This is a genomic window from Cellulomonas sp. PS-H5 (assembly GCF_019265565.1).
Taxonomy (GTDB): Bacteria; Actinomycetota; Actinomycetes; order Actinomycetales; family Cellulomonadaceae; genus Cellulomonas.
This window is the reverse complement of record NZ_JAHVCI010000013.1, coordinates 46,980-70,809: the sequence shown is the minus strand read 5'-3', so window position 1 is coordinate 70,809 and position 23,830 is coordinate 46,980. Positions and strand designations below refer to the sequence as shown.

26 protein-coding genes and 2 tRNA genes are annotated in these 23,830 nt (G+C 75.7%); 14 read left to right on the top strand and 14 right to left on the bottom strand.

Features of this window, described 5'->3' with window-relative positions:
- Nucleotides 1-68 precede the first annotated feature (68 nt).
- From J5O08_RS07775 to J5O08_RS07750, 6 genes are all read right to left on the bottom strand, one after another.
- Nucleotides 69-1,145 (bottom strand): aliphatic sulfonate ABC transporter substrate-binding protein, encoded by a 1,077-nt coding sequence (locus J5O08_RS07775; protein WP_218706297.1) that lies wholly within the window; start codon nucleotides 1,143-1,145, stop codon nucleotides 69-71.
- A gap of 42 nt (nucleotides 1,146-1,187) precedes the next feature.
- Complete coding sequence (locus J5O08_RS07770; protein ID WP_218706296.1) at nucleotides 1,188-2,099, bottom strand: ABC transporter ATP-binding protein; 912 nt, start codon at nucleotides 2,097-2,099, stop codon at nucleotides 1,188-1,190.
- Nucleotides 2,100-2,677: 578 nt separating this feature from the next.
- Nucleotides 2,678-3,895, bottom strand: coding sequence for a benzoate/H(+) symporter BenE family transporter (locus tag J5O08_RS07765; RefSeq protein WP_218706295.1), 1,218 nt, complete (start codon nucleotides 3,893-3,895; stop codon nucleotides 2,678-2,680).
- A gap of 158 nt (nucleotides 3,896-4,053) precedes the next feature.
- Nucleotides 4,054-5,088 (bottom strand): LLM class F420-dependent oxidoreductase, encoded by a 1,035-nt coding sequence (locus J5O08_RS07760; protein ID WP_218706294.1) that lies wholly within the window; start codon nucleotides 5,086-5,088, stop codon nucleotides 4,054-4,056.
- 95 nt (nucleotides 5,089-5,183) lie between these two features.
- Nucleotides 5,184-5,345: a hypothetical protein gene (locus J5O08_RS07755; protein ID WP_218706293.1), complete on the bottom strand. Its 162-nt coding sequence runs from the start codon at nucleotides 5,343-5,345 to the stop codon at nucleotides 5,184-5,186.
- Nucleotides 5,345-6,136, bottom strand: coding sequence for a class E sortase (locus J5O08_RS07750; RefSeq protein WP_308281466.1), 792 nt, complete (start codon nucleotides 6,134-6,136; stop codon nucleotides 5,345-5,347). Before J5O08_RS07750 ends, J5O08_RS07755 begins: the two co-directional genes overlap by 1 nt.
- Nucleotides 6,137-6,367: 231 nt before the next feature.
- On the opposite strand from J5O08_RS07750, the gene J5O08_RS07745 reads away from it, so the two are divergent.
- Nucleotides 6,368-6,814, top strand: a complete 447-nt coding sequence (locus J5O08_RS07745; RefSeq protein ID WP_217616574.1) for a methylglyoxal synthase — start codon at nucleotides 6,368-6,370, stop codon at nucleotides 6,812-6,814.
- A gap of 131 nt (nucleotides 6,815-6,945) precedes the next feature.
- On the opposite strand, the gene epsC is transcribed toward J5O08_RS07745, so the two are convergent.
- Both epsC and cysK read right to left on the bottom strand, forming a co-directional pair.
- Nucleotides 6,946-7,659, bottom strand: coding sequence for a serine O-acetyltransferase EpsC (gene epsC / locus J5O08_RS07740; protein ID WP_217616575.1), 714 nt, complete (start codon nucleotides 7,657-7,659; stop codon nucleotides 6,946-6,948).
- A gap of 5 nt (nucleotides 7,660-7,664) precedes the next feature.
- Nucleotides 7,665-8,600, bottom strand: coding sequence for a cysteine synthase A (gene cysK / locus J5O08_RS07735; RefSeq protein WP_218706292.1), 936 nt, complete (start codon nucleotides 8,598-8,600; stop codon nucleotides 7,665-7,667).
- 468 nt (nucleotides 8,601-9,068) lie between these two features.
- On the opposite strand from cysK, the gene J5O08_RS07730 reads away from it, so the two are divergent.
- Nucleotides 9,069-10,034 (top strand): alpha/beta hydrolase, encoded by a 966-nt coding sequence (locus tag J5O08_RS07730; RefSeq protein WP_218706291.1) that lies wholly within the window; start codon nucleotides 9,069-9,071, stop codon nucleotides 10,032-10,034.
- An 84-nt stretch (nucleotides 10,035-10,118) separates the two neighbouring features.
- Entirely contained in the window at nucleotides 10,119-10,847 is a 729-nt protein-coding gene (locus J5O08_RS07725) for a tyrosine-protein phosphatase (RefSeq protein WP_218706290.1), read from the top strand.
- A gap of 28 nt (nucleotides 10,848-10,875) precedes the next feature.
- Here J5O08_RS07725 and J5O08_RS07720 read toward each other — a convergent pair whose 3' ends face one another.
- From J5O08_RS07720 to J5O08_RS07705, 4 genes are all read right to left on the bottom strand, one after another.
- Complete coding sequence (locus J5O08_RS07720) at nucleotides 10,876-11,649, bottom strand: SCO1664 family protein (RefSeq protein WP_218706288.1); 774 nt, start codon at nucleotides 11,647-11,649, stop codon at nucleotides 10,876-10,878.
- Between the two features lie 66 nt (nucleotides 11,650-11,715).
- Nucleotides 11,716-12,114, bottom strand: a complete 399-nt coding sequence (locus tag J5O08_RS07715; RefSeq protein WP_147796193.1) for a hypothetical protein — start codon at nucleotides 12,112-12,114, stop codon at nucleotides 11,716-11,718.
- A gap of 122 nt (nucleotides 12,115-12,236) precedes the next feature.
- Nucleotides 12,237-12,797, bottom strand: a complete 561-nt coding sequence (locus tag J5O08_RS07710) for a DUF3090 domain-containing protein (RefSeq protein ID WP_218706287.1) — start codon at nucleotides 12,795-12,797, stop codon at nucleotides 12,237-12,239.
- 9 nt (nucleotides 12,798-12,806) lie between these two features.
- Entirely contained in the window at nucleotides 12,807-13,526 is a 720-nt protein-coding gene (locus tag J5O08_RS07705; RefSeq protein WP_218706286.1) for an MSMEG_4193 family putative phosphomutase, read from the bottom strand.
- Nucleotides 13,527-13,618: 92 nt separating this feature from the next.
- Here J5O08_RS07705 and J5O08_RS07700 point away from each other — a divergent pair, with 92 nt between their 5' ends.
- The 3 genes from J5O08_RS07700 to J5O08_RS07690 all read left to right on the top strand — a co-directional run bounded on the left by J5O08_RS07700 (nucleotide 13,619) and on the right by J5O08_RS07690 (nucleotide 15,588).
- Nucleotides 13,619-14,851, top strand: a complete 1,233-nt coding sequence (locus J5O08_RS07700) for a TIGR03862 family flavoprotein (RefSeq protein WP_308281465.1) — start codon at nucleotides 13,619-13,621, stop codon at nucleotides 14,849-14,851.
- Between the two features lie 97 nt (nucleotides 14,852-14,948).
- On the top strand, nucleotides 14,949-15,359 hold the full coding sequence (locus tag J5O08_RS07695) for a hypothetical protein (protein ID WP_218706284.1): 411 nt from the start codon (nucleotides 14,949-14,951) through the stop codon (nucleotides 15,357-15,359).
- The gene (locus tag J5O08_RS07690) at nucleotides 15,349-15,588 is read left to right on the top strand and encodes a hypothetical protein (RefSeq protein WP_218706283.1); all 240 of its coding nucleotides are present in this window, start codon (nucleotides 15,349-15,351) and stop codon (nucleotides 15,586-15,588) included. Before J5O08_RS07695 ends, J5O08_RS07690 begins: the two co-directional genes overlap by 11 nt.
- Nucleotides 15,589-15,622: 34 nt before the next feature.
- Here J5O08_RS07690 and J5O08_RS07685 read toward each other — a convergent pair.
- Nucleotides 15,623-15,693: transfer RNA gene (locus J5O08_RS07685), tRNA-Gly, on the bottom strand.
- Between the two features lie 150 nt (nucleotides 15,694-15,843).
- On the opposite strand from J5O08_RS07685, the gene J5O08_RS07680 reads away from it, so the two are divergent.
- Nucleotides 15,844-15,917 (top strand) — tRNA-Pro (locus tag J5O08_RS07680).
- Between the two features lie 6 nt (nucleotides 15,918-15,923).
- Here J5O08_RS07680 and J5O08_RS07675 read toward each other — a convergent pair.
- Complete coding sequence (locus J5O08_RS07675; RefSeq protein ID WP_218706282.1) at nucleotides 15,924-16,676, bottom strand: ABC transporter permease; 753 nt, start codon at nucleotides 16,674-16,676, stop codon at nucleotides 15,924-15,926.
- Between the two features lie 205 nt (nucleotides 16,677-16,881).
- On the opposite strand from J5O08_RS07675, the gene J5O08_RS07670 reads away from it, so the two are divergent.
- From J5O08_RS07670 to J5O08_RS07640, 7 genes are all read left to right on the top strand, one after another.
- Nucleotides 16,882-17,364 carry a hypothetical protein gene (locus J5O08_RS07670; protein ID WP_255589458.1) on the top strand — a complete coding sequence of 161 codons (483 nt, stop codon included), beginning with the start codon at nucleotides 16,882-16,884 and terminating at the stop codon, nucleotides 17,362-17,364.
- Nucleotides 17,365-17,549: 185 nt separating this feature from the next.
- Nucleotides 17,550-18,941 (top strand): trigger factor, encoded by a 1,392-nt coding sequence (gene tig, locus J5O08_RS07665; RefSeq protein ID WP_217614006.1) that lies wholly within the window; start codon nucleotides 17,550-17,552, stop codon nucleotides 18,939-18,941.
- Nucleotides 18,942-19,121: 180 nt separating this feature from the next.
- Nucleotides 19,122-19,742, top strand: a complete 621-nt coding sequence (locus J5O08_RS07660) for an ATP-dependent Clp protease proteolytic subunit (RefSeq protein WP_147796218.1) — start codon at nucleotides 19,122-19,124, stop codon at nucleotides 19,740-19,742.
- Between the two features lie 41 nt (nucleotides 19,743-19,783).
- Complete coding sequence (locus J5O08_RS07655) at nucleotides 19,784-20,494, top strand: ATP-dependent Clp protease proteolytic subunit (RefSeq protein ID WP_217614008.1); 711 nt, start codon at nucleotides 19,784-19,786, stop codon at nucleotides 20,492-20,494.
- 255 nt (nucleotides 20,495-20,749) lie between these two features.
- Complete coding sequence (gene clpX / locus J5O08_RS07650) at nucleotides 20,750-22,036, top strand: ATP-dependent Clp protease ATP-binding subunit ClpX (protein ID WP_147796220.1); 1,287 nt, start codon at nucleotides 20,750-20,752, stop codon at nucleotides 22,034-22,036.
- A 31-nt stretch (nucleotides 22,037-22,067) separates the two neighbouring features.
- A complete protein-coding gene (locus J5O08_RS07645) occupies nucleotides 22,068-22,433 on the top strand; it encodes a chorismate mutase (RefSeq protein WP_147796221.1) in 366 nt (121 codons plus the stop codon).
- A gap of 165 nt (nucleotides 22,434-22,598) precedes the next feature.
- Entirely contained in the window at nucleotides 22,599-23,801 is a 1,203-nt protein-coding gene (locus tag J5O08_RS07640; protein ID WP_218706281.1) for a hypothetical protein, read from the top strand.
- Nucleotides 23,802-23,830 lie beyond the last annotated feature (29 nt).

The following is a 23,830-nucleotide window of genomic DNA, read 5'->3' as shown; positions in this document are numbered from 1 at the left end:
CCGTCGGGGGTGGTCGGTGGTGCCGGTGCTGGGCCGGCGTCCGCGACGGGACGCCGGCCCGGTGCGGGTCAGTCCGCGATCGTCGACGGGTCGGCGTTCTCGGCGAACTGCGGCTCGAACAGCTCGTCGAGGGCCGCGTCGACCAGGTCCTGGCTCGACACGTCGCCGGACTCGACGAAGATCGGGCCGACCACCTCGAGCACGTCGCGCTGCGCCTGGCCGGGGACCGGGTCGATGTCGAGCGTGGTGCGCTCGGTGATGACGGTCTCGGCGACGGCCGGGTCGATGCCGGCGACCTCGGCGAGGATGCTGACGACCTCGTCGGGGTTCTCCTGCGCCCAGGCGCGCGCCTTCTCGTAGGCGTCGACGACGACCTGCGCCAGGTCCGGGCTCGCGTCCAGGAAGTCCTGCGTCGCGTTGAGGAAGCCGTAGGTGTTGAAGTCGACGTTCCGGTAGAGCAGCGTCGAGCCGGCCTCGGCCTCGCTCGCCGCCATCAGCGGGTCCAGGCCGGACCACGCGTCGACCGAGCCGTTCTCCAGCGCGGCCTTGCCGTCGGCGTGCTGCAGGTTCTGCACCTCGACGTCCGCGGGGTCGACGCCCGCCTCCTCCAGGGACTGCAGCAGGAAGAAGTACGGGTCGGTGCCCTTGGTCGCCGCGACCGAGCGGCCGGCGAGGTCGGCGACGTCGGTGATGTCCGAGCCGGCCGGGACGACGAGCGCGGCCCACTCCGGCTGGCCGTAGATGTCGATGGTCCGGATCGGCGAGCCGTTGGACCGGGCCAGCAGCGCCGCCGAGCCGGCGGTCGAGCCGACGTCGATCGCGCCGGCGCGCAGCGCCTCGTTGGCCTTGTTCGACCCCGCGGACTGCACCCACTCGACGTCGACGTCGTCGCCGAGCGTCTCCTCCAGCCAGCCCTGGTCCTTGATGACCAGGCTCAGCGGGTTGTAGGTGGCGAAGTCGACGGTCAGCGTGTCGGCGCTCCAGCCGTCGGCGGCGGCCGCGTCGCCCGCGGGCTCGTCGGCCTGGGCGGCCTCGCCCTCGCCGGCCACGCAGCCGGCGAGCAGCAAGGTCGCGGCGACGGCGCCGGCGCCGAGGGCGATCGGGCCGCGCAGCCGGCGACGGAGGGCGGTGGTCAGGGCGGTCATGGGGTGCTCCAGGTCGGTGTCGGGGGATCGGGGTGGTGCGGGTCAGATCGAGTGGTGCGCGTCGGGGTCGTGCGACGGGTGGTGCGAGGGCACGCCGAGGCCGTCCAGCAGCTCGGCGCGCAGCTCGGCGAGCCGGGCGTCCGCGCGGTCGCGGGGCCGGTCACCCGGGACGGTGATGACGGAGCGGACCGAGGCGGCGTCCGGCGCCGCGGGGTCGAGGGCGCCGAGCAGGACGACGCGGTCGGCCAGGTACAGGGCCTCCTCGACGTCGTGCGTCACCAGCAGCACGGTCGTCGGGCGGCTGGCGTGCACCTCCAGCAGCAGGTCCTGCATCCGCAGCCGGGTCAGGGCGTCGAGCGCGCCGAACGGCTCGTCGAGGAGCAGCACCCCGGGCCGGCGGGCGAGCGCCCGGGCCAGGGACGCGCGCTGCGCCATGCCGCCGGACACCTGCCGCGGGCGCAGGCCCGCCGAGCCCGCGAGTCCGACGAGGTCGAGCAGCCGGGCGACCTGCTCGCGGGACTCCGCGCGCGGGGTGCCGCGGGGGACGCCGAGCGCGACGTTGTGCGCCAGGGTCCGCCACGGCAGCAGGCGCGGCTCCTGGAACGCGACCGCGGTGCGCGGGTCGTACGGCGCGACCGGCGCGTCGCCGATCAGGATCGATCCCGCGTCCGGGGCGTCGAGGCCCGCGACCTGGCGCAGCAGCGTCGACTTGCCGCAGCCGGACGGGCCGATGACGGCGACGATCTCGCCGGCGGCGACCTCCAGGTCGAGGCCGGCGAGCACCGGGCGCGGGCCGGACGGGGTCGCGAAGGTGCGGGCCACGCCGCGGAGCGCGACGGTGCGGGCGGCGGCGCTCGCGGGATCGGCGGCGGAGCTCGGGGTGGTGGCGGTCGCGGTGGCGGCGCGCGCGGCGGTGCCGGCGCGGGCCGTGGCGGTGCTGGGGGCGGGGGTCATGGGGCTTCCCGGGTCGTGGGGCCACGTGGACGCGGCGCGGTGCGGCGGGGCCGGGGCGCATCGCACCGGTGCGGGTGCGCGGGCGACGGGCCGCGGGCGGGCGGGGTGCTGCCGGGGCGCGGCCGGTGGGCGTCGGGAGACGCGGGTCAGGCGGCGCGGGAGGTGCGCGGACAGCTCGCCGAGGGGCGACAGCAGCGCGCCGAGGCGGACATCGGCAGGCCCGGGCGCTGGGTCGTGCGCTGCATCGACCGGGCCACGGGCCGCCTCCTTCGCATTGTCTCGCCTGGTGAGACGCAGGTGTTCACGTCTCGGGATCACCGCCGACAGTAGCGTCCGGCGTGCGGCGCGACAACCCCGCCGCGCCGCGCGCGCCGCGTCCCTCGCTCCCGCCCGCTCGCCTCCACCGCGCGCGCCTCGGGCTCCTCCGCGCGTCCACCCTGCGCGTCCACCCCGCGCGTCCACCCCGCGCGCCCACCGCGCGCCAACCGCTCGCCAACCGCTCGCCGAGACGGCAACTCTCGGCTGTCGTCGGTCGCCCGAGCACAGCCGAGAGTTGCCATCTCGGCGAGAAAGCGGCGTCAGCGGCGGGCGGCGCGCAGCGTCAGGTGGACCGCGATGCCCGCCAGCAGGCCCCAGAACGCCGCCGAGACGCCGCCGACGCTCACACCCGACACCGTCACCAGGAAGGTCACCGCCGAGGCCTCGCGGTGCCCGGCCGGGCCGAACGCCCCGCCCAGCGACGCCGCCAGGGTCCCGACCAGCGCCAGGCCCGCCGCCGCGGCGATCAGCCCCGCGGGCGCCGCCAGCGCCACGGCCGCCACCGCCGCCGAGGCCACGGCGAGCACCACGTAGCCGCAGCCCGCCACGACGGCCGCGCGCCACCGCCGCCGCGGGTCCGGACCGCCCTCGGGCCCGGCCGCCAGCGCCGCGCTGATCGCCGCGAGGTTGATCGCGTGCCCGCCGAACGGGGCGGCGAGCACGGTCCCGGCACCGGTCACGAGCATCACCCGACGCAGGGGAGCGGCGTACCCGAACCCGGCCAGCACGGCGACGCCCGGGATGTTCTGCGACGCCATCGTCACGACGAACAGCGGCACCGCGACCGAGACCACGGCGGACCAGGACGGCTGCGGCGTCGTCCAGGTCAGCGACGGCACGAGGTCAGCGGCGTCGAGCGCGCGGACGCCCGACGAGGCCACGGCGATCGTCACCGCGAGCCCGATCGCCGCGGGCGTGGCCCAGCGCGGCGCCAGCCGCAGCAGCACCAGCCACACGACGACCACCGGCCCGACCAGCAGCGGCCGGTCCGCGACGGCGAGCACCGGCTGCAGGCACAGGTCGACCAGGACGCCCGCGAGCATCGCGTTCGCCAGCGGCACCGGGATCAGCCGCACCCAGCGCTCGAGCCGGCGCCACAGCCCGACCGCGGCGAGCAGCACCCCGCACAGCACGAACCCGGCGACCGCCTCCGGCCACCCGCCCGCCGCGGTCCCGGTGGTCGCGAGCAGCGCCGCGCCGGGGGTCGACCAGGCGACCGTGATCGGCAGCCGGGTGCGCCAGGCCAGCAGGATCGTGGCCGCGCCCATCGCCAGCGTGACGGCCAGCAGCCCGGACGCCGCCTGCGCGGGCGTCGCCCCGACCGCGCGGAGACCGCCCAGCACGACCGCGAACGCACTGGTGAAGCCGACGAGCGCCGTGACGACGCCCGCGGCGACGTGCGTGCCCCCGTCCCGCGCCGCGAGGTCGGAGGCGGTCGGGGCGGCCGCGTCGGCCGGGGCGTCATCGGGCCGGGTCACGCGCCGCACGGTAGCGCCGCGGTGTGTCGGCCGCGTTGCGGCGTCCGCGTCCGGCGTCCGCGTTGCGGCGTCCGCGCCCGAGGTCGTCGGTTCCGTCCACCCGAGGGGGTGCGGAACCGACGACCTCGGGCGGAACCGACGACCTCGCCCCCGGCGCGTCAGCCGAGCAGGCCCGCGATCTGCTCCAGCTGGTCCGGCGCCGCCTGGACCAGCAGCGTCGTCACCGCCGTGCCCCGCCACGCGGCTGCCTGCTCGCGCACGTCGTCCGGCGTGCCGACCAGCGCCACGTCCCGCACCAGCTCGGTCGGCACCGCGGCCGCGGCCCGCGCGCGGTCGCCCGCCAGGTAGTGCGCCTGGATCTCCGCGCACGCCTCCGCGTAGCCGAGCCGGGCCAGCGCGTTCGCGTGGAAGTTCGCCCCCTTCGCGCCCATCCCGCCGGCGTACAGCGCGACGAACGGGCGCACCGCGTCCGCGGCGGACTCGACGTCGGCGCCGAGCACCACCGGCACCGTCGCGGTGACCTCGAAGTCCTCGACCGGCCGGGTGCCGGCGAGCCGGCGGTCGAAGCCCTCGGCGAGCAGCCCGCGGAACTCGTCGTCGAGCCGCGGCGCGTAGAACAGCGGGAGCCAGCCGTCGGCGATCTCGGCAGCGAGCGCGATGTTCTTCGGCCCCTCGGCGGCGAGGTGGATCGGCAGGTCGGCTCGCAGGGGGTGCACGGTCGAGCGCAGCGCCTTGCCCAGCCCGGAGCCCTCGTCCGCGGGCAGCGGCAGCCGGTAGAACGGGCCCCCGGCGCGCACGGGACCCTCCCGGCGCAGCACGTCGCGGACGATCGCGACGAACTCCCGGGTCCGGGCGAGCGGCCGCGGGTACGGCTGCCCGTACCAGCCCTCGACGACCTGCGGCCCGGACACCCCCAGGCCGAGCGTGAACCGCCCGCCCGACAGGTGGTCCAGGGTGAGCGCGGCCATCGCGGTGGCGGTCGGGGTGCGGGCGGCGACCTGCGCGACGGCGGTGCCGAGCCGGACCCGCGACGTGCGGGCGCCCCACCACGCGAGCGGCGTGAACGCGTCGGAGCCGTACGCCTCGGCCGTCCACACGGACTCGAGCCCGAGCCGGTCGGCCGCCAGCACCGCCTCCGCGGCCCCGGGCGGGGGACCCGCCGACCAGTAGCCCGTGTGGTAGCCGAGCCGCATGCCGCCTCCTCGTCGTCGCGCGCTCGCCGGTGAGCGCGGCCGCGGCCCATGCTGCCGTGCGCGGCCGCGCGGCGCGAGGAGGTCGGGCGCGCGCGTCAGCCGAGCGACGGGTCGCCGGTCAGCCAGGTCAGGTGCGGTGCCACGGCGGGGAACCCCCAGCCGAACAGCCCGACGAGCACCGCGGCCAGCACCACCAGCGCGAGCAGCACCCGCACCGGCAGCGGCCCCGGCAGCCGGCGGAACAACCACGCGTACATCAGGCGCCTCCCAGGGCGAGGACCGGCTCGGGCGTGCCCTCGGCCCGGTCGAGCCAGCCGACGAACGTGGCGTAGGTGATCCACCGCTGGTCGTTGCCGAACTCGCCGAGGGTCCGCGAGTGGCAGGTGGTGAGCGTGAGCAGCCGCTCGGTCGGGGCGACGCCGGGCTGCCCCGGGACGGGCGCGAGCACGGACGACTCGGACGGGTCGACGACCTCGTGCGACGTGACCTCGTAGACGTACCAGGTGCTGGCGGTCTCGATCACGACGGGGTCGCCGGGGACGAGCTTGTCGACGTGCCGGAGCGAGTCGCCCCAGGTCCGCCGGTGCCCGGCGAGCGCGACGTTGCCCACCTCGCCGACCTGCTGCGTCCCGGTGTAGCGGCCCGCCATCGCGCGGTCGAGCAGGTCGGGAGTGGTGCCCTCGACGACCGGCATCGCGTTCCGGGTCAGCCCCTCCCAGCGCGGCACGGTGAGCACGCCGATCACCTCGCCGTGGGCGACCGCCTCGGGGACCGGCGGGTCGTCGGTGCGCAGCTCGGCGGTCGTGGCGGCGGCGGGCGGGAGCGCGGCGCGCACCTCGGCGAGCACGGCGTCGGCGTCCTGCCGCGCGGTGACGGTCGTCCACCAGAGCTGCCACACGAGGAACAGCGCGAGCAGCACGCCGAGGGTGATCAGCAGCTCGCCGAGCACGCCGGTCACCGACACCGGCGCGGGCGCGCGGCGGGCGCGGGCCGCAGCGCGCGGCCGGGCACGCGGCGGCGCGGGGGCGGGTGCGGGCGGCTGGGTCACGCCGTCGACGCTAGGTGCGCCGCGCACCACTCAGTCGGCGACTGAGTGGTGCCGGGCGGTCCCGTGGGTGGGCGTCGGACAGACCCGGGTGGGCGCGTCGGTGCCGCCCCCGGTCCGCGCACAGGCCTCCCGCACCGGGCCGACATCCGTGGGCCCTAGGGTGTGCCCCGGGCGCCCCGCCGTCGTCGCAGCCCGCCCACCGATGCACCGCACCACGGAAGGACCCCGCCCATGCCCGGCGCCGCCCACCACATCGCCCTCGTCGCGCACGACAACAAGAAGGTCGAGCTGCTCCGCTGGGCGGAGTTCAACCGCGGCACCCTGTCGCGGCACCACCTGTACGCGACCGGCACCACCGGCACGATGCTGGAGTTCGAGCTCGGCCTGCCGGTGACGCGGCTGCTGTCCGGCCCGGTCGGCGGCGACCAGCAGATCGGCGCCAAGATCGCCGAGGGCACCATCGACATGCTGGTGTTCTTCTGGGACCCGCTGGAGCCGCAGCCGCACGACCCCGACGTGAAGGCGCTGCTGCGGATCGCCGCGGTGTGGAACGTCCCGATGGCGGCGAACGTGGCGACCGCGGACATGCTGATCTCGTCGCCGATGCTGGGCGAGGAGTGGACCAGCCGCCCGGAGATCACCCCGCGCGCCTGGGACGGCGGCTCCCCGGTCGCCTGACCGGCGCCCGCGCACGCCCGTCTTACGCTTTCCGGCCCCGCACCCTGCGATCGCAGGGGGCGGGGCCGGAAAGCGTAAGACCAGGGGTCGGGCGCGGCGCGCGAGGCGGCGCGCGCCGACCCGGACCGTCGTCAGATGTAGATCGCCGGGTCGTCGATCTCCGGCTCCGGGGGAGCGGAGCTCGGCTTCTGCCGGATCTTCGCCGGGACGCCCACCGCCACCGCCCCCGCGGGCACGTCCTTGAGGACCACCGCGTTGGCGCCGACCTGGGCGCCGTCGCCGATCCACACCGGCCCGAGTACCTTCGCGCCCGCGCCGATGACGACGTGGTCGCCGACCGTCGGGTGCCGCTTGCCGCGCTTCATCGTCTTGCCGCCGAGCGTCGCCCCGTGGAACAGCACCACGTCGTCGCCCACCACGGCGGTCTCGCCGACGACCACGCCCATGCCGTGGTCGATGAACAGCCGCCGTCCGATCGTCGCGCCGGGGTGGATCTCCACGCCGGTGACGGCCCGGGACACCTGGGACAGCAGCCGGGCCGGCAGCCGCAGCGCCGGCTCGCGCCACATCCGGTGCGCCACCCGGTGCACCCACACCGCGTGCAGGCCGGGGTACGCCAGCGCGACCTCGACCCGCGACCGCGCGGCCGGGTCCCGGCGCTGCGCGGCCTCCAGGTCCTCGCGCAGCGTGCGGGCGAACCGGCGCAGGCTGCGCCAGTGCTCGCCGGCGCCGGTGGGCCCGGTCGCCGCGCGGGGGGCGGAGGACGCGCGCGCCGGGGTCGGCACCCCGCGGCCACCGGGCCGGGAGGTGCCGCCCGTGAGCGGCGGTCGCGTGGTCGAGGTCATGGCGATCAGTCCAGGAGGTCGGCGTACAGGATGGAGGAGAGGTAGCGCTCGCCGAAGGACGGGATGATCACGACGATCAGCTTCCCGGCGTTCTCGGGGCGCTTGCCGAGCTCGATCGCGGCGTGCAGGGCGGCGCCGGAGGAGATGCCGACGAGCAGGCCCTCCTCCTTCGCGGCCCGGCGCGCGACGGCGACGGCGGTGTCGGCGTCCACGTCGATGATCTCGTCGTAGACGCCGGTGTCGAGGATCTCGGGCACGAAGTTCGCGCCGATGCCCTGGATCTTGTGCGGGCCGGGCTGGCCGCCGTTGAGGATCGGCGACTCGGCGGGCTCGACGCCCACGATCTGCACGCCGGGCTTGCGCTCCTTGAGCACCTGGCCGACTCCCGTGATCGTGCCGCCGGTGCCGATGCCGGCGACCAGGATGTCGACGCCGCCGTCGGTGTCCGCCCAGATCTCCTCCGCGGTGGTGCGGCGGTGGATCTCCGGGTTGGCCTCGTTGGCGAACTGGCGGGCGAGGATGGCGCCCGGGCGCTCCGCGACGATCTCGTTCGCCCGGTTGACGGCGCCCTTCATGCCCTCGGACGCGGGGGTGAGGATGAGCTCGGCGCCGTACGCGCGGAGCAGCGCGCGCCGCTCCTTGGACATCGACTCCGGCATGGTCAGCACGACGTCGTAGCCGCGGGCCGCACCGACGAACGCGAGCGCGATGCCCGTGTTGCCCGACGTCGCCTCGACGATGGTGCCGCCCGGCTTCAGCTCGCCCGAGCGCTCCGCCGCGTCGACGATCGCGACGCCGATGCGGTCCTTCACCGAGCTGGCGGGGTTGTAGAACTCGAGCTTGCCGACGACCGTCGCGTCGACGCCCTCGGTCAGCTTGTTGATCCGCACCAGCGGGGTGTTGCCGATGAGCTGCGTCGCGTCGTCGTAGATGCGTGCCATGTCAGTCCGTCCTTGGGGGTGTCGGCGGTGCAGGGAGCACGGCGCGGGCGCGCGCCCGGCCGCGGGTCGAGGGCGAGCGCTGGCCCGGGGTGGGCCCGGGTCGGGCCGGGAGCCGGCGTGCGGCGGTGCGGCCAGCGCTCTAGAGACAGCGACAGCGGCGCGCTGCGGGGGTGCGCGGGGCGGGGCGCGACGGGAGGAGCGCGGTGCTCGGCGCGAGGCGCATGCCCGGTCCCCTCTCCCTGGTGGTCGGCACCCGACAGCGCCGACAGTAGCGCCAACGCACGCGGCCCCACAAAGATGCCCGGGCGCCCCGATCGGGTGGTCCCCGGACCCCGGCGCGGGCCCGGACGACGGCCGGCTTCCACCCCTCCACCGTGCGGTACCGCCGGGCGCGCCGCCACCGGGAGCAGGGACGACGCCCCGGCGCGCCCCTGCCCGCCGGCGAGCGCGGGTGGCAGGATCGCCGCCATGCGGGTGGACGACGCGGCGGAGGACGTGCTCGGCGGCGACTGGGTGCAGCGCACGCTGCACCTGCGCCCGGACGCCCAGGGCGACGCCGTCGCGACCCTGGTGCACCGGCGGGACGCCGGAGGCGACCGGGCACGGCCGGCCGTCCTCTACGTGCACGGGTTCGTCGACTACTTCTTCCAGACGCACGTCGCCGACGCGCTCGCCGACCGCGGCTACGACCTGTACGCCCTGGACCTGCGCGACTACGGCCGGTCGATCCGCGCGGGCCGCGAGCCGAACGACACCCGGTCGCTGGCGGTCTACGCCGAGGAGATCGACGCCGCGGTCCGCCTGGTCCGGGAGCGGCACGACCAGGTCGTGCTGCTGGGCCACTCCACCGGCGGCCTGATCGCGGCGCTCTGGGCGCAGCACCGGCGCGGGCGCGGGCTGGTGGACGCGGTGGTGCTCAACTCGCCGTGGCTGGACGTCCGCGGCTCGTTCGTCGAGCGCACGGTCCTCGCCTGGACGATCGAGCACGTCGTCGGCCGGGTCGCCCCGCGCCTGGTGGTGTCGCACGTCGGTGAGCACTACGGCCGCGCGCTGCACGCGGACGGCGGCGGCGAGTGGACGTACGACCTGGCCTGGAAGCCGTACGCGGGGTTCCCCGTGCGGGCGGGGTTCGTCCGCGCGATCAAGCGCGGGCAGGCGGAGGTCGCGCGCGGGCTCGACCTCGACGTCCCGGTGCTGGTGCTCGCGTCCGACGCGTCGGGGCCGGACGACCGCTGGCACGACGGGCTGCTCACGACCGACTCGGTGCTCGACCCGGCGGACATGCGGCGGCTCGCGCCCCGCCTGGGCCGGGACGTCACGTACGAGGAGGTGCCGGGCGGCGCGCACGACCTCGCGCTGTCCCCGCTGCCCGCGCGGACCCGCTACCTCGACGAGGTCGTCGGCTGGCTGGACGTGACGCTGGCCCGCGGCTGACCCGCGCCCCCGCCGCGAGCAGTACCCACGCAGCGGTGGCGGGCGCACCACCCACCGCGTCGCGGGCCGTGTACTGGTCCGACCATGAGCGACACCGATGTGCAGATGCCGGGGACCGCGAACTTCCGCGAGGTCCGCGCCACCGTGGCGGACGGGTACCGGCTGCGCCCGGGGCACCTGTTCCGCTCCGACGCGCTGTCCCGGCTCGGACGCGAGGGGCGCGCCGCGCTGACGGCGCTCGGGATCCGGCGGGTCGTGGACCTGCGGTCCGACCGGGACCGCCGGCTCGGCGGCCGGGACCGGCTGGGCGGCGGCGTCGAGGTGGTGCGCGTCCCGATGCTCGGCGGCTCCGCGGCGAGCTTCCTGGGCTCCTGGGAGCTGCGCGACGTGTACCGGGAGATCCTGGTCGCGCACGGCCCCGAGGTGCGGGCGGCGGTGCGTGCCGTCGCCGGGTCGCCCGGGCCGGTCGTCGTGCACTGCACCGCCGGCAAGGACCGCACCGGGATCGTGGTCGCCCTGGTGCTGCTCGTCCTCGGCGCCGACCGGGACGAGGTGGTCGCGGACTACGCCGCGAGCGAGGGGAACCTGGCCGGGGAGTGGACCGACCGCATGCTCCGGCGGCTGCGCCTGCTGGGCGTCCGGCCCGACGCGCGGTTGCGGGCGATGATCGGCAGCAGCCCGGCGGCGGTGCTCCGGGACGAGCTGGCGTGGCTCGACCGCGAGCGGGGCGGGGTCGCGGGCTACCTCGCGTCGGTGGGCGTCGGCGCGGGCGACGTGGACCGGCTGCGCGCGGCGCTGCTCGTGCCGGCCTGACCCCGGGACCGGGACGGCGGCGTCGGCGTCAGAACAGCGGCCAGGGCACCGCGGGCATCTCGCCCTCGGGGCCGGGGAACCGGGGCTCGCGCAGCAGCCGGTCGCAGCGCGCGGCGAGCGCGTCGACCTCGGCGGGCGCCAGCAGCGCCCCCAGCAGCCGGCCGAGGTCGCCGTCCAGCCCGGCGCGGACCCGCTCCACGCCCGCGACCTCGTCGGCCGTCAGGTCGTCGCCGAGCCAGCCCCACAGCACCGTGCGCAGCCGGGGCTCGACGTGGAACGTCACGCCGTGGTCGACGCCGAGCCGCCGGCCGTCCGGCATCGGCAGCACGTGGCCGCCCTTCCGGTCCGCGTTGTTCAGCAGGACGTCGAGCACGGCCATCCGGCGCAGCGCGGGGGAGTCCTCGTGCACGAGCGTGACGGGGTCGCCCTGCTCGTCCCCGCCCTCGAGCACGGTGCGGGCGCCCGCGGGCACCTCGGCGGACGGCACGACGTCGACCGGGTCCTGCTCGCGGTCCGGCTCCTGCCACAGCTGCGCCATGCCGGGGCCCAGAGGTCCGTCGCGCAGCCAGGTGCGGGGGACCACGCCCCAGCCGGTCGCCTCCGACACCAGGTACGCCGCGACCTCGCGGTGCGCGAGCGTGCCGTCGGGGAAGTCCCAGAGCGGCTTCTCGCCCGCGACCGGCTTGTAGACGACGCGGGTGCCGTCGATCTCGGCGAGGAACGTCGCGTTGGACGCCACCGTGATCCGGCCGAGCACCTCGAGCGGGCCGCCGTCGAGGTCGGGCGGGGTCACGGCTGACATGCGGCCCATGCTAGGAGCGGGCGCGAGCCCGGGCCCGCTCGCCGGGCCCGGACCCGCGCGAGCGCGTCACATCGGCTCGGCGATCTCGCGCCCGTGCGCCGTCAGCGCCCAGATCACGAACACGTCCAGCGCGATCACGACCAGCGCCCACACCGGGTAGTACGGCAGCCAGGCGAAGGACGCGAGACCGCTGACGACGGCCATGATCACGCCGATCGTCCGGGCCCAGACCGCGCCGCTGAACACGAAGAACCCGGCGAGCGCGACCACCGCCCCGAGGATCAGGTGCACCCAGCCCCACGAGGTGACGTCGAGCTGGAGGACCCACTCCTCGCCGGCGACGTAGAAGGTGTCGTTGACCAGGGCGACGATGCCCTGGAAGACGTGCATGACGCCGATCATGATCATGATCGTGCCGGCGAAGACGGTCATGCCGACCGCCAGACCGCTGCGACGCTCGCTCATCGCGGTTCCCCTCCCGCTCCGGGCCGACCGGGCCCGGCGGGCCCGCTGCCGGGACCGACGCTAGGGAGGGGTGGGTGGCGGCGGCATCACCCGCACCGAGTGGCTGCGCGGGGGCGCGCCGCTCAGCGGAGGTCGGTCGCGCCGCAGACGTGGCCCTCGGGGTCCATCGGCTCGCCGCACCGCGGGCAGGCGGGGCGGCCCTGCGCGACGACCCGGCGGGTGCGCTCGGCGAACGCGCGCGCGGAGCCGACGGGCAGGCGCAGCACCATCGCCTCCTCGGGCTCCGGGTCCTCCGCGGCCAGGCGCTCGGCCTCCTCCTCGGAGTCGACCAGCACGAGCGGGAACGCCTCGACGACGATCTGCCCCGTCGCCTTGTCGAAGTGCAGGCGCATCTGGCCGAGGCGGAAGTCCTCCTCGACGGGCTGCTCGACCGGGTCGGCGTCCACGAGCTCCGCGAACGCCTCGGCGGGCACGCTGTACGGGTTGCCGTCGGTGGTCATGAGCTCGTCGAGGATCTCGTCGATCTTCTCGGCGAGCGTCGACGCCCACTCCTTCTCCATGGCGACCGAGGTCAGCCGGCGCCCGGTGCGCGCCTGGAGGTAGAAGGTGCGGGCCCCGGGCCGGCCGACGGTGCCGATGACCGCGCGGTCGGGCCAGTCGTGCAGGTGGAGGAGGGTGGCCATGACCCCATGCTAGGAGCGCGGACCGACACCGTCGCGTGCGGTCTCCGCCACGCCCGCGCCGCCGCCGACCGCCGCGTCCCCCGCCGGTGCCGCCGCCCGCAGCCAGGACAGGTCGCCGGCGTCCGTGTTGGTGGCGACGACCTCGGGCCGCGCGGGCCCGTACCGCACGACCGACACCGACGCGGGACCGGCGTGCAGCCGCTGGAACAGGTCGAGGTGCATCCCGAGCGCGTCCGCGAGCAGCGCCTTCACCAGGTCGCCGTGCGTGACCGCCGCCCACACCGCGCCGGGCCCGTGCTCGGCCTCGACCGCGGCGTCCTGCTCCCGCACCGCCGCGACCACCCGGGCCTGCATCGCCGCGAGCGACTCCCCGCCCGGGAACACCGCCGCGGACGGCTGGCCCTGGACGGTGCGCCACAGCGGCTCGTCGGCGAGCTCGCGCAGCGGCCGGCCCTGCCAGGCGCCGTAGTCGCACTCGGTGAGGCGGTCGTCGACGCGGAGCGCCGGCGCCGGGGTCTGCCTGGCCAGCAGCGCGTCGGCCGTCTCCCGGCACCGCTCGAGCGGTGAGCTGACGACGGCGACCAGCGGCACGACCGCCACGCGCTCGGCGGTGCGGGCGGCCTGCTCGTGCCCGACGGCGTCGAGCAGCACCCCGGGGGTGCGGCCGGCGAGGACGCCCGTGGCGTTGGCGGTGGTGCGCCCGTGGCGGACGAGGAGGACGGTGGCCATGCGGTGCAGCGTAGGCAGGTGCGCGGGCGCGGCGCCGGGCGGGGCGGCGCCGGACGGCGGGCCGGGACGGCGCGGTGGGCTACGGTCGGCCGGTGCGAACGGCGGGAGTGGTCGGCGGCGGCCCGGCGGGGCTGATCGCCGCAGAGGTGCTGGCCGGGGCCGGCGTGGCGGTCACCGTGTACGACCGGATGCCGTCCCCGACGCGCAAGTTCCTGCTCGCCGGCCACGGGGGGCTCAACATCACGCACTCCGAGGGCCGGGACCGGATGCTCCCGCGGTACGGCGACGCCGCCGGGCGCCTCGCCCCGTTCGTCGACGCCTTCACGGCCGACGACCTGCGCGCCTGGTGCGCCGGGCTCGGCGAGGAGACCTTCGTCGGCACCAGCGGCCGGGTGTTCCCGCGCTCGTTCCGGGCGACGCCGCTGGTGCGGGCGTGGCTCGCGCGGCTCGACGCGCTCGGCGTGCGGATCGAGCGGCGGCAGCGGTGGGACGGCTGGGCCGAGGACGGCGCCGGGCTGCGGCTCGTCGGCGTCGGCGGGTCCGTGGACGGCGAGCGCCGCACGGTGCAGCACGACGTCGTGCTGTTCGCGCTCGGCGGGGCGTCCTGGCCGCGGCTGGGCTCCGACGGGTCGTGGGTGCCGGCGTTCGAGGCGCGCGGCGTGGCGTCGGCGCCGCTGCGCGCGGCCAACGTGGGCGTCCGGGTCGGCTGGAGCCCGGGCTTCGCGGACCGCTTCGAGGGCGTGCCGCTCAAGCACGTCGCGCTGACGGTCCGCGGCCAGGACCGGGCACCCGTGCGCGGCGACGCCATGGTGACCCGGACCGGCCTGGAGGGCGGGCCGCTGTACGCGGTCGGGGCCGCGGTGCGCGCGGCGCTGGACGCGGGCGGCTGCGTGCTGGAGGTCGACCTCCGGCCGGACACCCCGGCGGAGCGGCTGGCCGAGCGGCTAGCCCGACGGCGGCCGAAGGACTCCCGGTCGACGTGGCTGCAGCGGTCGGTCGGGCTCGACCCGGTGGCGGTGGGGCTGCTGCGCGAGGCGACGGGCAACGCGGTGCCGGACGACCCGGCCGCGGTGGCCGCGCTGGTCAAGGCGGTGCCGGTCGAGGTGCCCGCGACCCAGCCCATCGACCGGGCGATCTCCAGCGCCGGCGGGATCCGCTGGTCCGAGGTGGACGAGCACCTGATGCTGCGGGAGCTGCCGGGCACGTTCGTGGCGGGGGAGATGCTCGACTGGGAGGCCCCGACCGGGGGGTACCTGCTGCAGGCGTCGTTCAGCACCGGGGTGGCGGCGGCGCGGGGGATGCTCGGGTGGCTGGAGAGGCGGTGAGCCCCCGGCGGATCGGGCCTGTGGACGACGGCTCGACGGGGCGTGCGCGGTCCTAGGGTCGTGCGTGACGGCCGGTCCCGGGCCCGAGGAGGTGCCGATGGGTGCGCGCGGAGCCGCCGCCGTGATCGGGAGCGAGTCGTGGTGGGCCGACTTCCTGACGTCGCCCGCGGTCGCCGGCGTCGCCGCGCTCGTCGCCGCGGCGATCAGCCTGCTCGTCTCGGCGCGCCGCATCCGGGCGGACAGGGACCTCGCCGCGCAGCAGCACGCGGAGGCGAGGCGGGCGGCCGACCGCCTGCGGGCCCAGGCGCTCGCGGACGCCCGGGCCGAGCGCTGGTGGGGCATGTACCAGTGGACCCTGGACCGCCTGGACGTCGTCGACCCGCACCGGGCCGACCGGCTCCTCAGCACCCTGGAAAGTCAGGCTCCCGGCCCCGCGGAGCAAGCCCTAGTGTGGGCGGCGAACGACCTGGTGGCCGCAGCGGAGGACGGTGGAGACGATGACGCGTGACGGCACGGGCCCGCTGCGGCTCGAGGGCCTCGGCCCGGATCTGGTCCTGGTGGACCGCAGGACCGGCCGGGAGATCCCGGTGGAGCTGCGGAGGCGGCGTCGTCGCCGACCGATCGATGCGGAGACGCTCGCGTCGATCCGCGCGAGGGACGCGCGCCTCGAGGCGCAGTTCGCCGCGGAGGACGCCGCTGCGGCCGCAGCGGCCGAGACGGCCCGCGGTCGGGGCTGAGCCCCTGGACGTCGCCCCGGCGAGGGGGGTGCGGAGCGGATGACGGGAATCGAACCCGCGTAGCCAGTTTGGAAGACTGGGGCTCTACCATTGAGCTACATCCGCGCAGGCCCGCCGGGACGGGCCGCCGGACCAGGGTACCGGCTCGCCGGGCCACCCCGGCGCCACCCTTGCGCCACGAGGTCCGCGCGGCGATCCCCCCTGGGCCCCCGCCCGCACCGGAGGGTGTGCGCCGCGCCACTAGACTCCGGCCGACGGGATGTGGCGCAGGTTGGTAGCGCGTCCGCTTTGGGAGCGGAAGGTCGTGGGTTCGAATCCCGCCATCCCGACTCGGCTCAGACCACCGCCGCCGGCCGCGCCGCCCCCAGGCGCCCGGCGAGCAGCGACGTCGTCAGCACGCCCGACACCGCCTGCGCGGCCAGCAGCCCGACGAGCACCAGCACCTGCACCTGCGCGGCCTCGGCCGGGCTCGCCCCGCCGAGCAGCAGCCCGACGAACGCCCCCGGCAGCGTGACGAGCCCCGCGCTGCGGGTCTGGTCGATCCCCGGCACCAGCGCCCGCGCCACCGCCCGTCGCGCGTGCCCCGCCACGGCCTGCCGCCCGGTCGCGCCGAGCGCGAGCCAGCCCTCGACGACGTCCCACTCCGTACGGAGGTCCTCCCGCAGCCGCAGGCCGGTCACGGACGCCGCGGCCATCGCGCCGCCGATCATCTGCGCGCCGAACGGCACGAGCGTCGGCGCGCCGACGACGAGCGCCCCGCTGGCGACGACCGGGACCACCGCGGTGGTCGCGCCGGCCAGCACGGCGAGGCCCACGCGGGCGAGCGTGCGCGGGCCGAGCCCGATGCGCCGGGTCGCCGTCCACGCGGCGACGGACACCATCACCGCGAGGTAGAGGCCCGCCGCGGCCGGGTGCCGGAACACCCACGCGATCACCACGGCGACCGCGACCAGCTGCACCGCGCCGCGCAGCACCGCCACGACCGTGTCCCGCCGGACCGGGACGCGCGCGGCCGTCGTCACGGCGAGGAACACCGCGAGGAGCACGAGGAGCGCGAGCCCCGTGCGCAGGGCGGAGCCGCCGGTCACGCGGCGGGGCGGGGCGGGGCGGCGGGCACGTCCGGACGGTACCGCCGCCGGCCGCCCGCCGTGCGCCAGCGCCCTGCGCCGGACGCCGCGCGCCGCCCGCCGTGCGCCAGCGCCCTGCGCCGGACGCCGCGCGCCGCCCGCCACGCGCCCCCCGCCGACCTGTGGTCGAATGGGTAGACGAACTCGTCTACCTCGGGAGGCCGGCATGGCACGGGCAGCAGCGCGCGGGCACCAGCACGACCAGCAGCAGCGACGACCGGGGGGCGGCCGCACCGCCGGCGACGTCCTGCGCACCGCGGGGCGCCTGGCCCTCGGCGGCGCCCTGGTGTTCGCGGGGACCAGCCACCTCACGTTCGCCCGCGAGGAGTTCACCGCCCAGGTCCCCGAGTCGATCCCGCTGCCGGAGGACCCGGTGGTGCTCGCGTCCGGGGTGGCCGAGATCGCGCTCGGCGCGGCGATCGCCGTCGCCCCGCGCCGGTTCCGCCCGGCCGTGGGCTGGCTCGGCGCCGCGTTCTTCGTCGCGGTGTTCCCGGGCAACATCTCGCAGTACCTCACCGGCACCGACGCGTTCGGGCTCGACACCGACGCCAAGCGGCTCGCCCGGCTGCCGTTCCAGGGCGTGCTGGTCGCGTGGTCCCTGTGGTCGACCGGGGCGTGGCGCGCGTGGCGGAACCGCCGCCGGGGCTGACCGCCCTTTGGCGGCGGTGCGCGCCCGTGGCGTAGGCTTCGTGGGCCGGTGCGGCGAGCCATGCCCGCGCGCGCCGAAGCGTGCCGCCCCTCGGGGTAGAGCGGGGAACCGCCCGACCGGCCCGCCCCAGCGCCCACGCCGGGCACCCCGGCGCAGACGAATCCGAGCAGTTGGAGAGCACTGAAGTGAAGAGCGCCGTCGAGACCCTGGAGCCCACCAAGGTCAGGCTGACCGTCGAGGTTCCGTACGACGAGCTCAAGCCGAGCATCGATCACGCCTACTCGCACATCGCGGAGCAGGTGAACATCCCCGGCTTCCGCAAGGGCAAGGTCCCGCCGCGGATCATCGACCAGCGCGTCGGCCGCCCGGCGGTCATGGAGCACGCCGTCAACGAGGGCCTGTCCGGCTTCTACGCCGAGGCCGTCCGCGAGAACAAGCTGCGCCCGCTCGGCCAGCCCGAGGTCGACGTCACGAAGGTGCCCGGCCTGGTGCCCGGCGAGACCGACGGCGACCTGGTGTTCACCGCCGAGGTCGAGGTCCGCCCCGAGATCGAGATCCCGTCGCTCGACGGCCTGTCCGTGACCGTGGACGACTCCGAGATCACCGACGAGGACGTCCAGGCGCGCCTCGACACCCTGCGCGAGCGCTTCGGCACCCTGGTCGGCGTCGACCGCCCGGCCGCCGACAAGGACTTCGCGGTCATCGACCTGGTCGCCAAGATCGACGGCGAGGAGGTCGACACGGTCTCCGGCGTCTCCTACCAGATCGGCTCGGGCAACATGCTCGAGGGCCTGGACGAGGCGCTGACCGGCCTGTCGGCCGGCGAGACCACGACGTTCTCGACCACGCTGGTCGGCGGCGACCACGCCGGCGAGCAGGCCGAGGTCACCGTCACCGCGTCCTCCGTCAAGGAGCGCGAGCTGCCCGAGGCCGACGACGACTTCGCGCAGATGGCGTCGGAGTTCGACACGGTGGAGGAGCTGCTGGCGGACCTGCGCGAGCAGGCCACCAAGATCAAGGCGCAGAACCAGGCCGTCCAGGCCCGCGACCTGCTCCTGGAGCAGCTGCTCGAGCAGCTCGAGATCCCGGTCCCCGCCGGCGCCGTCGAGGCCGAGGTGCACCGCCACCTCGAGTCCGAGGGCCGCCTGGAGGACGACGTGCACCGCGCCGAGGTCACGGAGCAGGCGCAGACCGCGCTGCGCAACCAGATCCTCCTCGACACCCTGGCCGAGAACCTCGAGGTCAAGGTCAACCAGGGCGAGCTCGTCGACTACCTCGTGAGCGCGTCCCGCCAGTACGGCATGGACCCGAACACGTTCATCCAGACCATCGACCAGCAGGGCCAGATCCCCGCGATGGTCGCCGAGGTCGCGCGCTCGAAGGCCCTCGCGGTCGCGCTGCGGCACGTGGCGGTCGTCGACGGCTCCGGTGCGGCGGTCGACCTGTCGGAGTACATCGGCACCGACGAGGAGGACGCGGCGCAGACCGCGCTCGAGGACGCCGCCACCGCGGCCGCCGAGGGCGACGAGGACGCGACCGAGGCCACCGAGGCGCCCGCCGAGGACGCCAAGGCCTGAGCCCCGGCACCCGCACGACGCGAGGGCCCCGCACCGTCACCGGTGCGGGGCCCTCCGCGCGTCCCGGGCCGGGTGCACCCCCTGCGCCGACAGCGAAACGGGGCCCGACCGGGACTGATGCCGGGCGGGCCGGGCGTTAGGGTCGCTGACAAGCAACCAGTCCTGATCGAGGGAGCGTTCGTGAACGACCAGACGCCGGCCATCGCCCGGGCAGAGTCCGGGGGACTCGGCCTCAACGACTCCATCTACAACCGGCTCCTCAAGGAGCGGATCATCTGGCTGGGGTCGGAGGTCCGGGACGAGAACGCGAACGCCATCTGCGCCCAGATGATGCTGCTCGCGGCGGAGGACCCGGACAAGGACATCTTCCTGTACATCAACTCGCCCGGCGGCTCGATCACCGCGGGCATGGCGATCTACGACACCATGCAGTACATCCAGCCGGACGTCGCCACGGTGGCCATGGGCATGGCGGCCTCGATGGGGCAGTTCCTGCTCTCCTCGGGCGCCAAGGGCAAGCGCTACGCCACCCCGCACGCCCGCGTGATGATGCACCAGCCCTCCGGCGGCATCGGCGGCACCGCCACCGACGTGCGCATCAACGCCCAGCTGATCCTGCACATGAAGACGGTGCTCGCGGAGCTGATCGCCGAGCAGACCGGCAAGTCGGTCGAGCAGATCACGGCGGACTCGGACCGCGACCGCTGGTTCACCGCCCCCGAGGCCCTCGAGTACGGGTTCGTCGACAAGGTCGTCACCCACGCCGGCGCCGTCACCGGCGGCGGCGGCACCGCGGCCTGACCGACCCCCGCCGACCAGAACAGACCTCGTAAGGAGAACTCGTGAGCACCGAGTCGCAGTTCATCGCCCGCGCCGGGCGCCTCGCCGGCGGCTGGGGCGGCACCGCCGGGTCCGTCGCGACCTCGCCGTCGTCCCGCTACGTGCTGCCCCAGTTCGAGGAGCGCACCGCCTACGGCTACAAGCGGCAGGACCCGTACACCAAGCTGTTCGAGGACCGGATCATCTTCCTCGGCGTGCAGGTGGACGACGCCTCCGCGGACGACATCATGGCCCAGCTGCTGGTCCTGGAGTCGACCGACCCCGACGGCATCATCACGCTGTACATCAACTCGCCCGGTGGCTCGTTCACCGCGCTGACCGCGATCTACGACACGATGCAGTACATCAAGCCGCAGATCCAGACGGTGTGCCTCGGCCAGGCGGCCTCGGCCGCTGCGGTCCTGCTGGCCGCCGGCACCCCGGGCAAGCGCCTGGCGCTGCCGAACGCCCGCGTGCTGATCCACCAGCCCGCGATGGAGGGCGGCGGCTACGCCCAGGCGTCGGACATCGAGATCCACGCCAACGAGCTGATCCGGATGCGCGAGTGGCTCGAGGAGACCATCGCGCACCACACCGGCCAGCCGCTGGACAAGGTCCGCCAGGACATCGAGCGCGACAAGATCCTCACCGCCAAGCAGGCGCACGAGTACGGGATCGTCGACCAGGTGCTCGAGAGCCGCAAGGGCGCGATCGCCACCCGCGTCGAGCCGTGACGCCGCCCGGGGGCCGCTGAGGCCCCGCGGCACCCCGCGCGCCCCGCCGCGACCGCCTCCGGGCCGTCGTGACGGGGCGCGCGAGCACCGCCGGACGGGCGAACCCGCCCGACACGCCCGGCGCCCGGTGCGTGGCGGGCTGACACCGGGCCCGCCGTGGTGTGCAATGGACCGATGGGCGGTCGGCCGTGGTCGGCCCGCCCGGGAGCGCAGTGACTCGCGACCGGCCGGTCGCACCGAGGGAAGGGGACGCACGTGGCTCGCATCGGGGACGGCGCGGACCTTCTCAAGTGCTCGTTCTGCGGGAAGTCGCAGAAGCAGGTGAAGAAGCTCATCGCGGGTCCGGGCGTCTACATCTGCGACGAGTGCATCGAGCTCTGCAACGAGATCATGGAGGAGGAGCGGGCGGAGGCCACCGAGATCGGGATGGTCGAGCTGCCCAAGCCGAAGGAGATCTTCGGGTTCCTCGAGCAGTACATCGTCGGCCAGGAGCCCGCCAAGCGGTCGCTCGCGGTCGCGGTCTACAACCACTACAAGCGGATCCAGGCGGGCGAGGCGACCCCGTCGGTCGGCACCGCGCAGGCCGAGGACTCGGTCGAGATCGCGAAGTCGAACATCCTGCTGATCGGCCCCACCGGCTGCGGCAAGACGTACCTCGCCCAGACCCTGGCGCGGATGCTCAACGTCCCGTTCGCGATCGCGGACGCCACGGCCCTCACGGAGGCGGGCTACGTGGGCGAGGACGTCGAGAACATCCTGCTCAAGCTCATCCAGGCCGCGGACTTCGACGTGAAGAAGGCCGAGACCGGGATCATCTACATCGACGAGATCGACAAGATCGCCCGCAAGAGCGAGAACCCGTCGATCACGCGCGACGTCTCCGGCGAGGGCGTCCAGCAGGCCCTGCTCAAGATCATCGAGGGCACGACCGCCTCGGTGCCCCCGCAGGGCGGCCGCAAGCACCCCCACCAGGAGTTCATCCAGATCGACACGACGAACGTCCTGTTCATCGTGGCCGGCGCCTTCGCCGGGCTGGACGAGATCATCACCAGCCGCTCGGGCCGCAAGGGCATCGGCTTCGGTGCCCCGCTGCACAGCGCGGACGACAAGGACGTCTACGGCGACGTCATGCCGGAGGACCTGCTGAAGTTCGGGCTGATCCCCGAGTTCATCGGCCGCGTCCCCGTCATCACCACCGTGTCGCCGCTGGACCAGTCGGCGCTCGTCCGGATCCTCACCGAGCCGCGCAACGCCCTGGTCAAGCAGTACCAGCGGATGTTCGAGATCGACGGCGTGGAGCTCGAGTTCACGCAGGACGCCGTCGAGGCCATCGCCGACCAGGCGCTGCTGCGCGGCACCGGCGCGCGCGGCCTGCGGGCGATCATGGAGGAGGTCCTCCAGCAGGTGATGTTCGAGGTGCCGAGCCGCGACGACGTCGAGCGCGTCGTCGTCAACCGTGGCGTGGTCCTGGAGAACGTCAACCCGACCCTGGTCCCGCGGCAGGCGCCCGCCAAGCGCACGCCCCGCGAGAAGAGCGCCTGACCTCGTCGTCGCGCCCCCTACGATCGGGGGCGTGACGACTTCCAGCACCCCGGCCGGCACCCCCGCGCTCCCGCCCGAGCTCGCGCGCCTGCGCGGCAGCATCGACAACATCGACGCGGCCCTCGTCCACCTGCTCGCGGAGCGGTTCAAGGCGACGCAGCAGGTCGGCGTGCTGAAGGCCCGGCTCGGCCTGCCCGCGTCCGACCCGGGCCGCGAGGCGCGCCAGGTCGCCCGGCTGCGGGACCTCGCGCACCAGGCCGACCTCGACCCGGTGTTCGCGGAGAAGTTCCTCGCGTTCATCGTCGAGGAGGTCATCCGGCACCACGAGGAGATCGCCGCGGGCCCCGACGGCCAGCGCGCCCCCGCGACGGCTTCGGACGACCCCGTCACCGACTGACCCGCGCCGCTCCCGGACGCGCCCGGCCAGGAACTCGTCGCCCTCCGGGGTGGCGCGGTGCGACCGGCTGTCAGAGGGTGGGAGGGGTCAGGACCGGTCGGTCGGTGCGGCCCGGACGGCGCTGCGCCGGCACGACCCACGCAACCGGACCCTCGGAGGTCGCTCGTGGAACTGCACTGGCTCAAGCCCCTGCTCGGACGTCCCGCCCCGTTCATCACCATCCACCTCGACGCGACGCGCGCCGACGCGTCCGGCGACGGGGAGGTCGAGGGCCGGTGGCGGGCCCTGCGCCGGGAGCTCGAGCGCTCGGGGGCGGCCGCCGCCGTGCTGGACGAGATCGAGGAGCGGGTGACCCGGCCGACCGGGGTCGCCGGCCCGCACGGGCGCGTGGTCATCGCGGACGCCGACGGCGTCGTCGTGGACCGCGTGCTCAAGGAGGCGCCGGCGCAGTCGACCGCGCACCTGGACGACGTGCCGGTGCTGCTGCCGGCGGTACGCGCCGCGGACCAGGCCACGCGGTTCCTGCTGGTCGAGGTCGACCGGCAGGGCGCGGACCTCACGTGGTCCGACGGCTCGGGCCTGCGCACCGCGCAGAAGGAGTCCGTCGAGGGCGACCACGACGAGCTCCGCAAGGTCAAGGAGAGCGGCGACGGCTGGAAGGCCCGGCGGGTGCAGATGCGCGCCGAGGACTCCTGGGAGCGCAACGCCGAGACGGTCGCCGCCGAGCTCGACAAGCAGGTGGTCGAGAAGAAGCCCGAGATCGTCCTCGTCACCGGTGACGTCCGTGCGGTCTCGCTGCTCTGCCACGCCGTGGCGCCGCGGACCAAGGACATCCTCGTCGAGGTCCCGGGCGGCTCCCGCGCCGACGGCGTCAAGCAGGACGTGTTCCACCAGCGGGTCGCCGAGGCGCTCGAGGCGTTCCGGCAGCGCCGGCGCGAGGAGACCCTGGCGCGCTACCGCGAGGAGCTCGGCCGCGGGGGAGCGGCGGTGACCTCCGTCGACGACGTGGTCACCGTGCTGCAGCGCGGCCAGGTGCGCGAGCTCGTGCTGCACGAGGACGTCACGCTGCCCGGCTCGGCGCTCGGCGAGCGGCAGCTGTGGGTCGGCCCGGACCCGCTGCAGATCGCGTCCAGCGAGGACGACCTGGCCGGCATCGGCGTCACCGAGGGCGCGCGGAAGATGCCCGCGGACGTGGCGCTGCTGCGCGCCGCGCTCGGGCAGGACGCCGGGCTCGCGATCGCACTCGACGGGCAGGTCGAGGCGGTCGACGGGGTGGGCGCGGTGCTGCGTTACACGGACGGGTCGACGCCGAGCGAGGCGGTGCCCACGCAGTCGGCCGACCAGCGCCGGCTGCACGACGTGGTCTGACGGTCGCAGGAAGAGGTCCGGCCCGGCAC

Coding starts and splice junctions, on each gene's coding strand:
- J5O08_RS07690 (WP_218706283.1), top strand. CDS start 15,349: ATGACGCGTGACGGCACGGGCCCGCTGCGGCTCGAGGGCCTCGGCCCG.
- J5O08_RS07670 (WP_255589458.1), top strand. CDS start 16,882: ATGGCACGGGCAGCAGCGCGCGGGCACCAGCACGACCAGCAGCAGCGA.
- epsC (WP_217616575.1), bottom strand. CDS start 7,659: ATGACCTCGACCACGCGACCGCCGCTCACGGGCGGCACCTCCCGGCCC.
- J5O08_RS07775 (WP_218706297.1), bottom strand. CDS start 1,145: ATGACCGCCCTGACCACCGCCCTCCGTCGCCGGCTGCGCGGCCCGATC.
- J5O08_RS07705 (WP_218706286.1), bottom strand. CDS start 13,526: ATGGCCACCGTCCTCCTCGTCCGCCACGGGCGCACCACCGCCAACGCC.
- J5O08_RS07760 (WP_218706294.1), bottom strand. CDS start 5,088: ATGCGGCTCGGCTACCACACGGGCTACTGGTCGGCGGGTCCCCCGCCC.
- J5O08_RS07745 (WP_217616574.1), top strand. CDS start 6,368: ATGCCCGGCGCCGCCCACCACATCGCCCTCGTCGCGCACGACAACAAG.
- J5O08_RS07730 (WP_218706291.1), top strand. CDS start 9,069: ATGCGGGTGGACGACGCGGCGGAGGACGTGCTCGGCGGCGACTGGGTG.
- J5O08_RS07715 (WP_147796193.1), bottom strand. CDS start 12,114: ATGAGCGAGCGTCGCAGCGGTCTGGCGGTCGGCATGACCGTCTTCGCC.
- J5O08_RS07720 (WP_218706288.1), bottom strand. CDS start 11,649: ATGTCAGCCGTGACCCCGCCCGACCTCGACGGCGGCCCGCTCGAGGTG.
- J5O08_RS07695 (WP_218706284.1), top strand. CDS start 14,949: ATGGGTGCGCGCGGAGCCGCCGCCGTGATCGGGAGCGAGTCGTGGTGG.
- J5O08_RS07755 (WP_218706293.1), bottom strand. CDS start 5,345: ATGTACGCGTGGTTGTTCCGCCGGCTGCCGGGGCCGCTGCCGGTGCGG.
- J5O08_RS07710 (WP_218706287.1), bottom strand. CDS start 12,797: ATGGCCACCCTCCTCCACCTGCACGACTGGCCCGACCGCGCGGTCATC.
- J5O08_RS07770 (WP_218706296.1), bottom strand. CDS start 2,099: ATGACCCCCGCCCCCAGCACCGCCACGGCCCGCGCCGGCACCGCCGCG.
- cysK (WP_218706292.1), bottom strand. CDS start 8,600: ATGGCACGCATCTACGACGACGCGACGCAGCTCATCGGCAACACCCCG.
- J5O08_RS07725 (WP_218706290.1), top strand. CDS start 10,119: ATGAGCGACACCGATGTGCAGATGCCGGGGACCGCGAACTTCCGCGAG.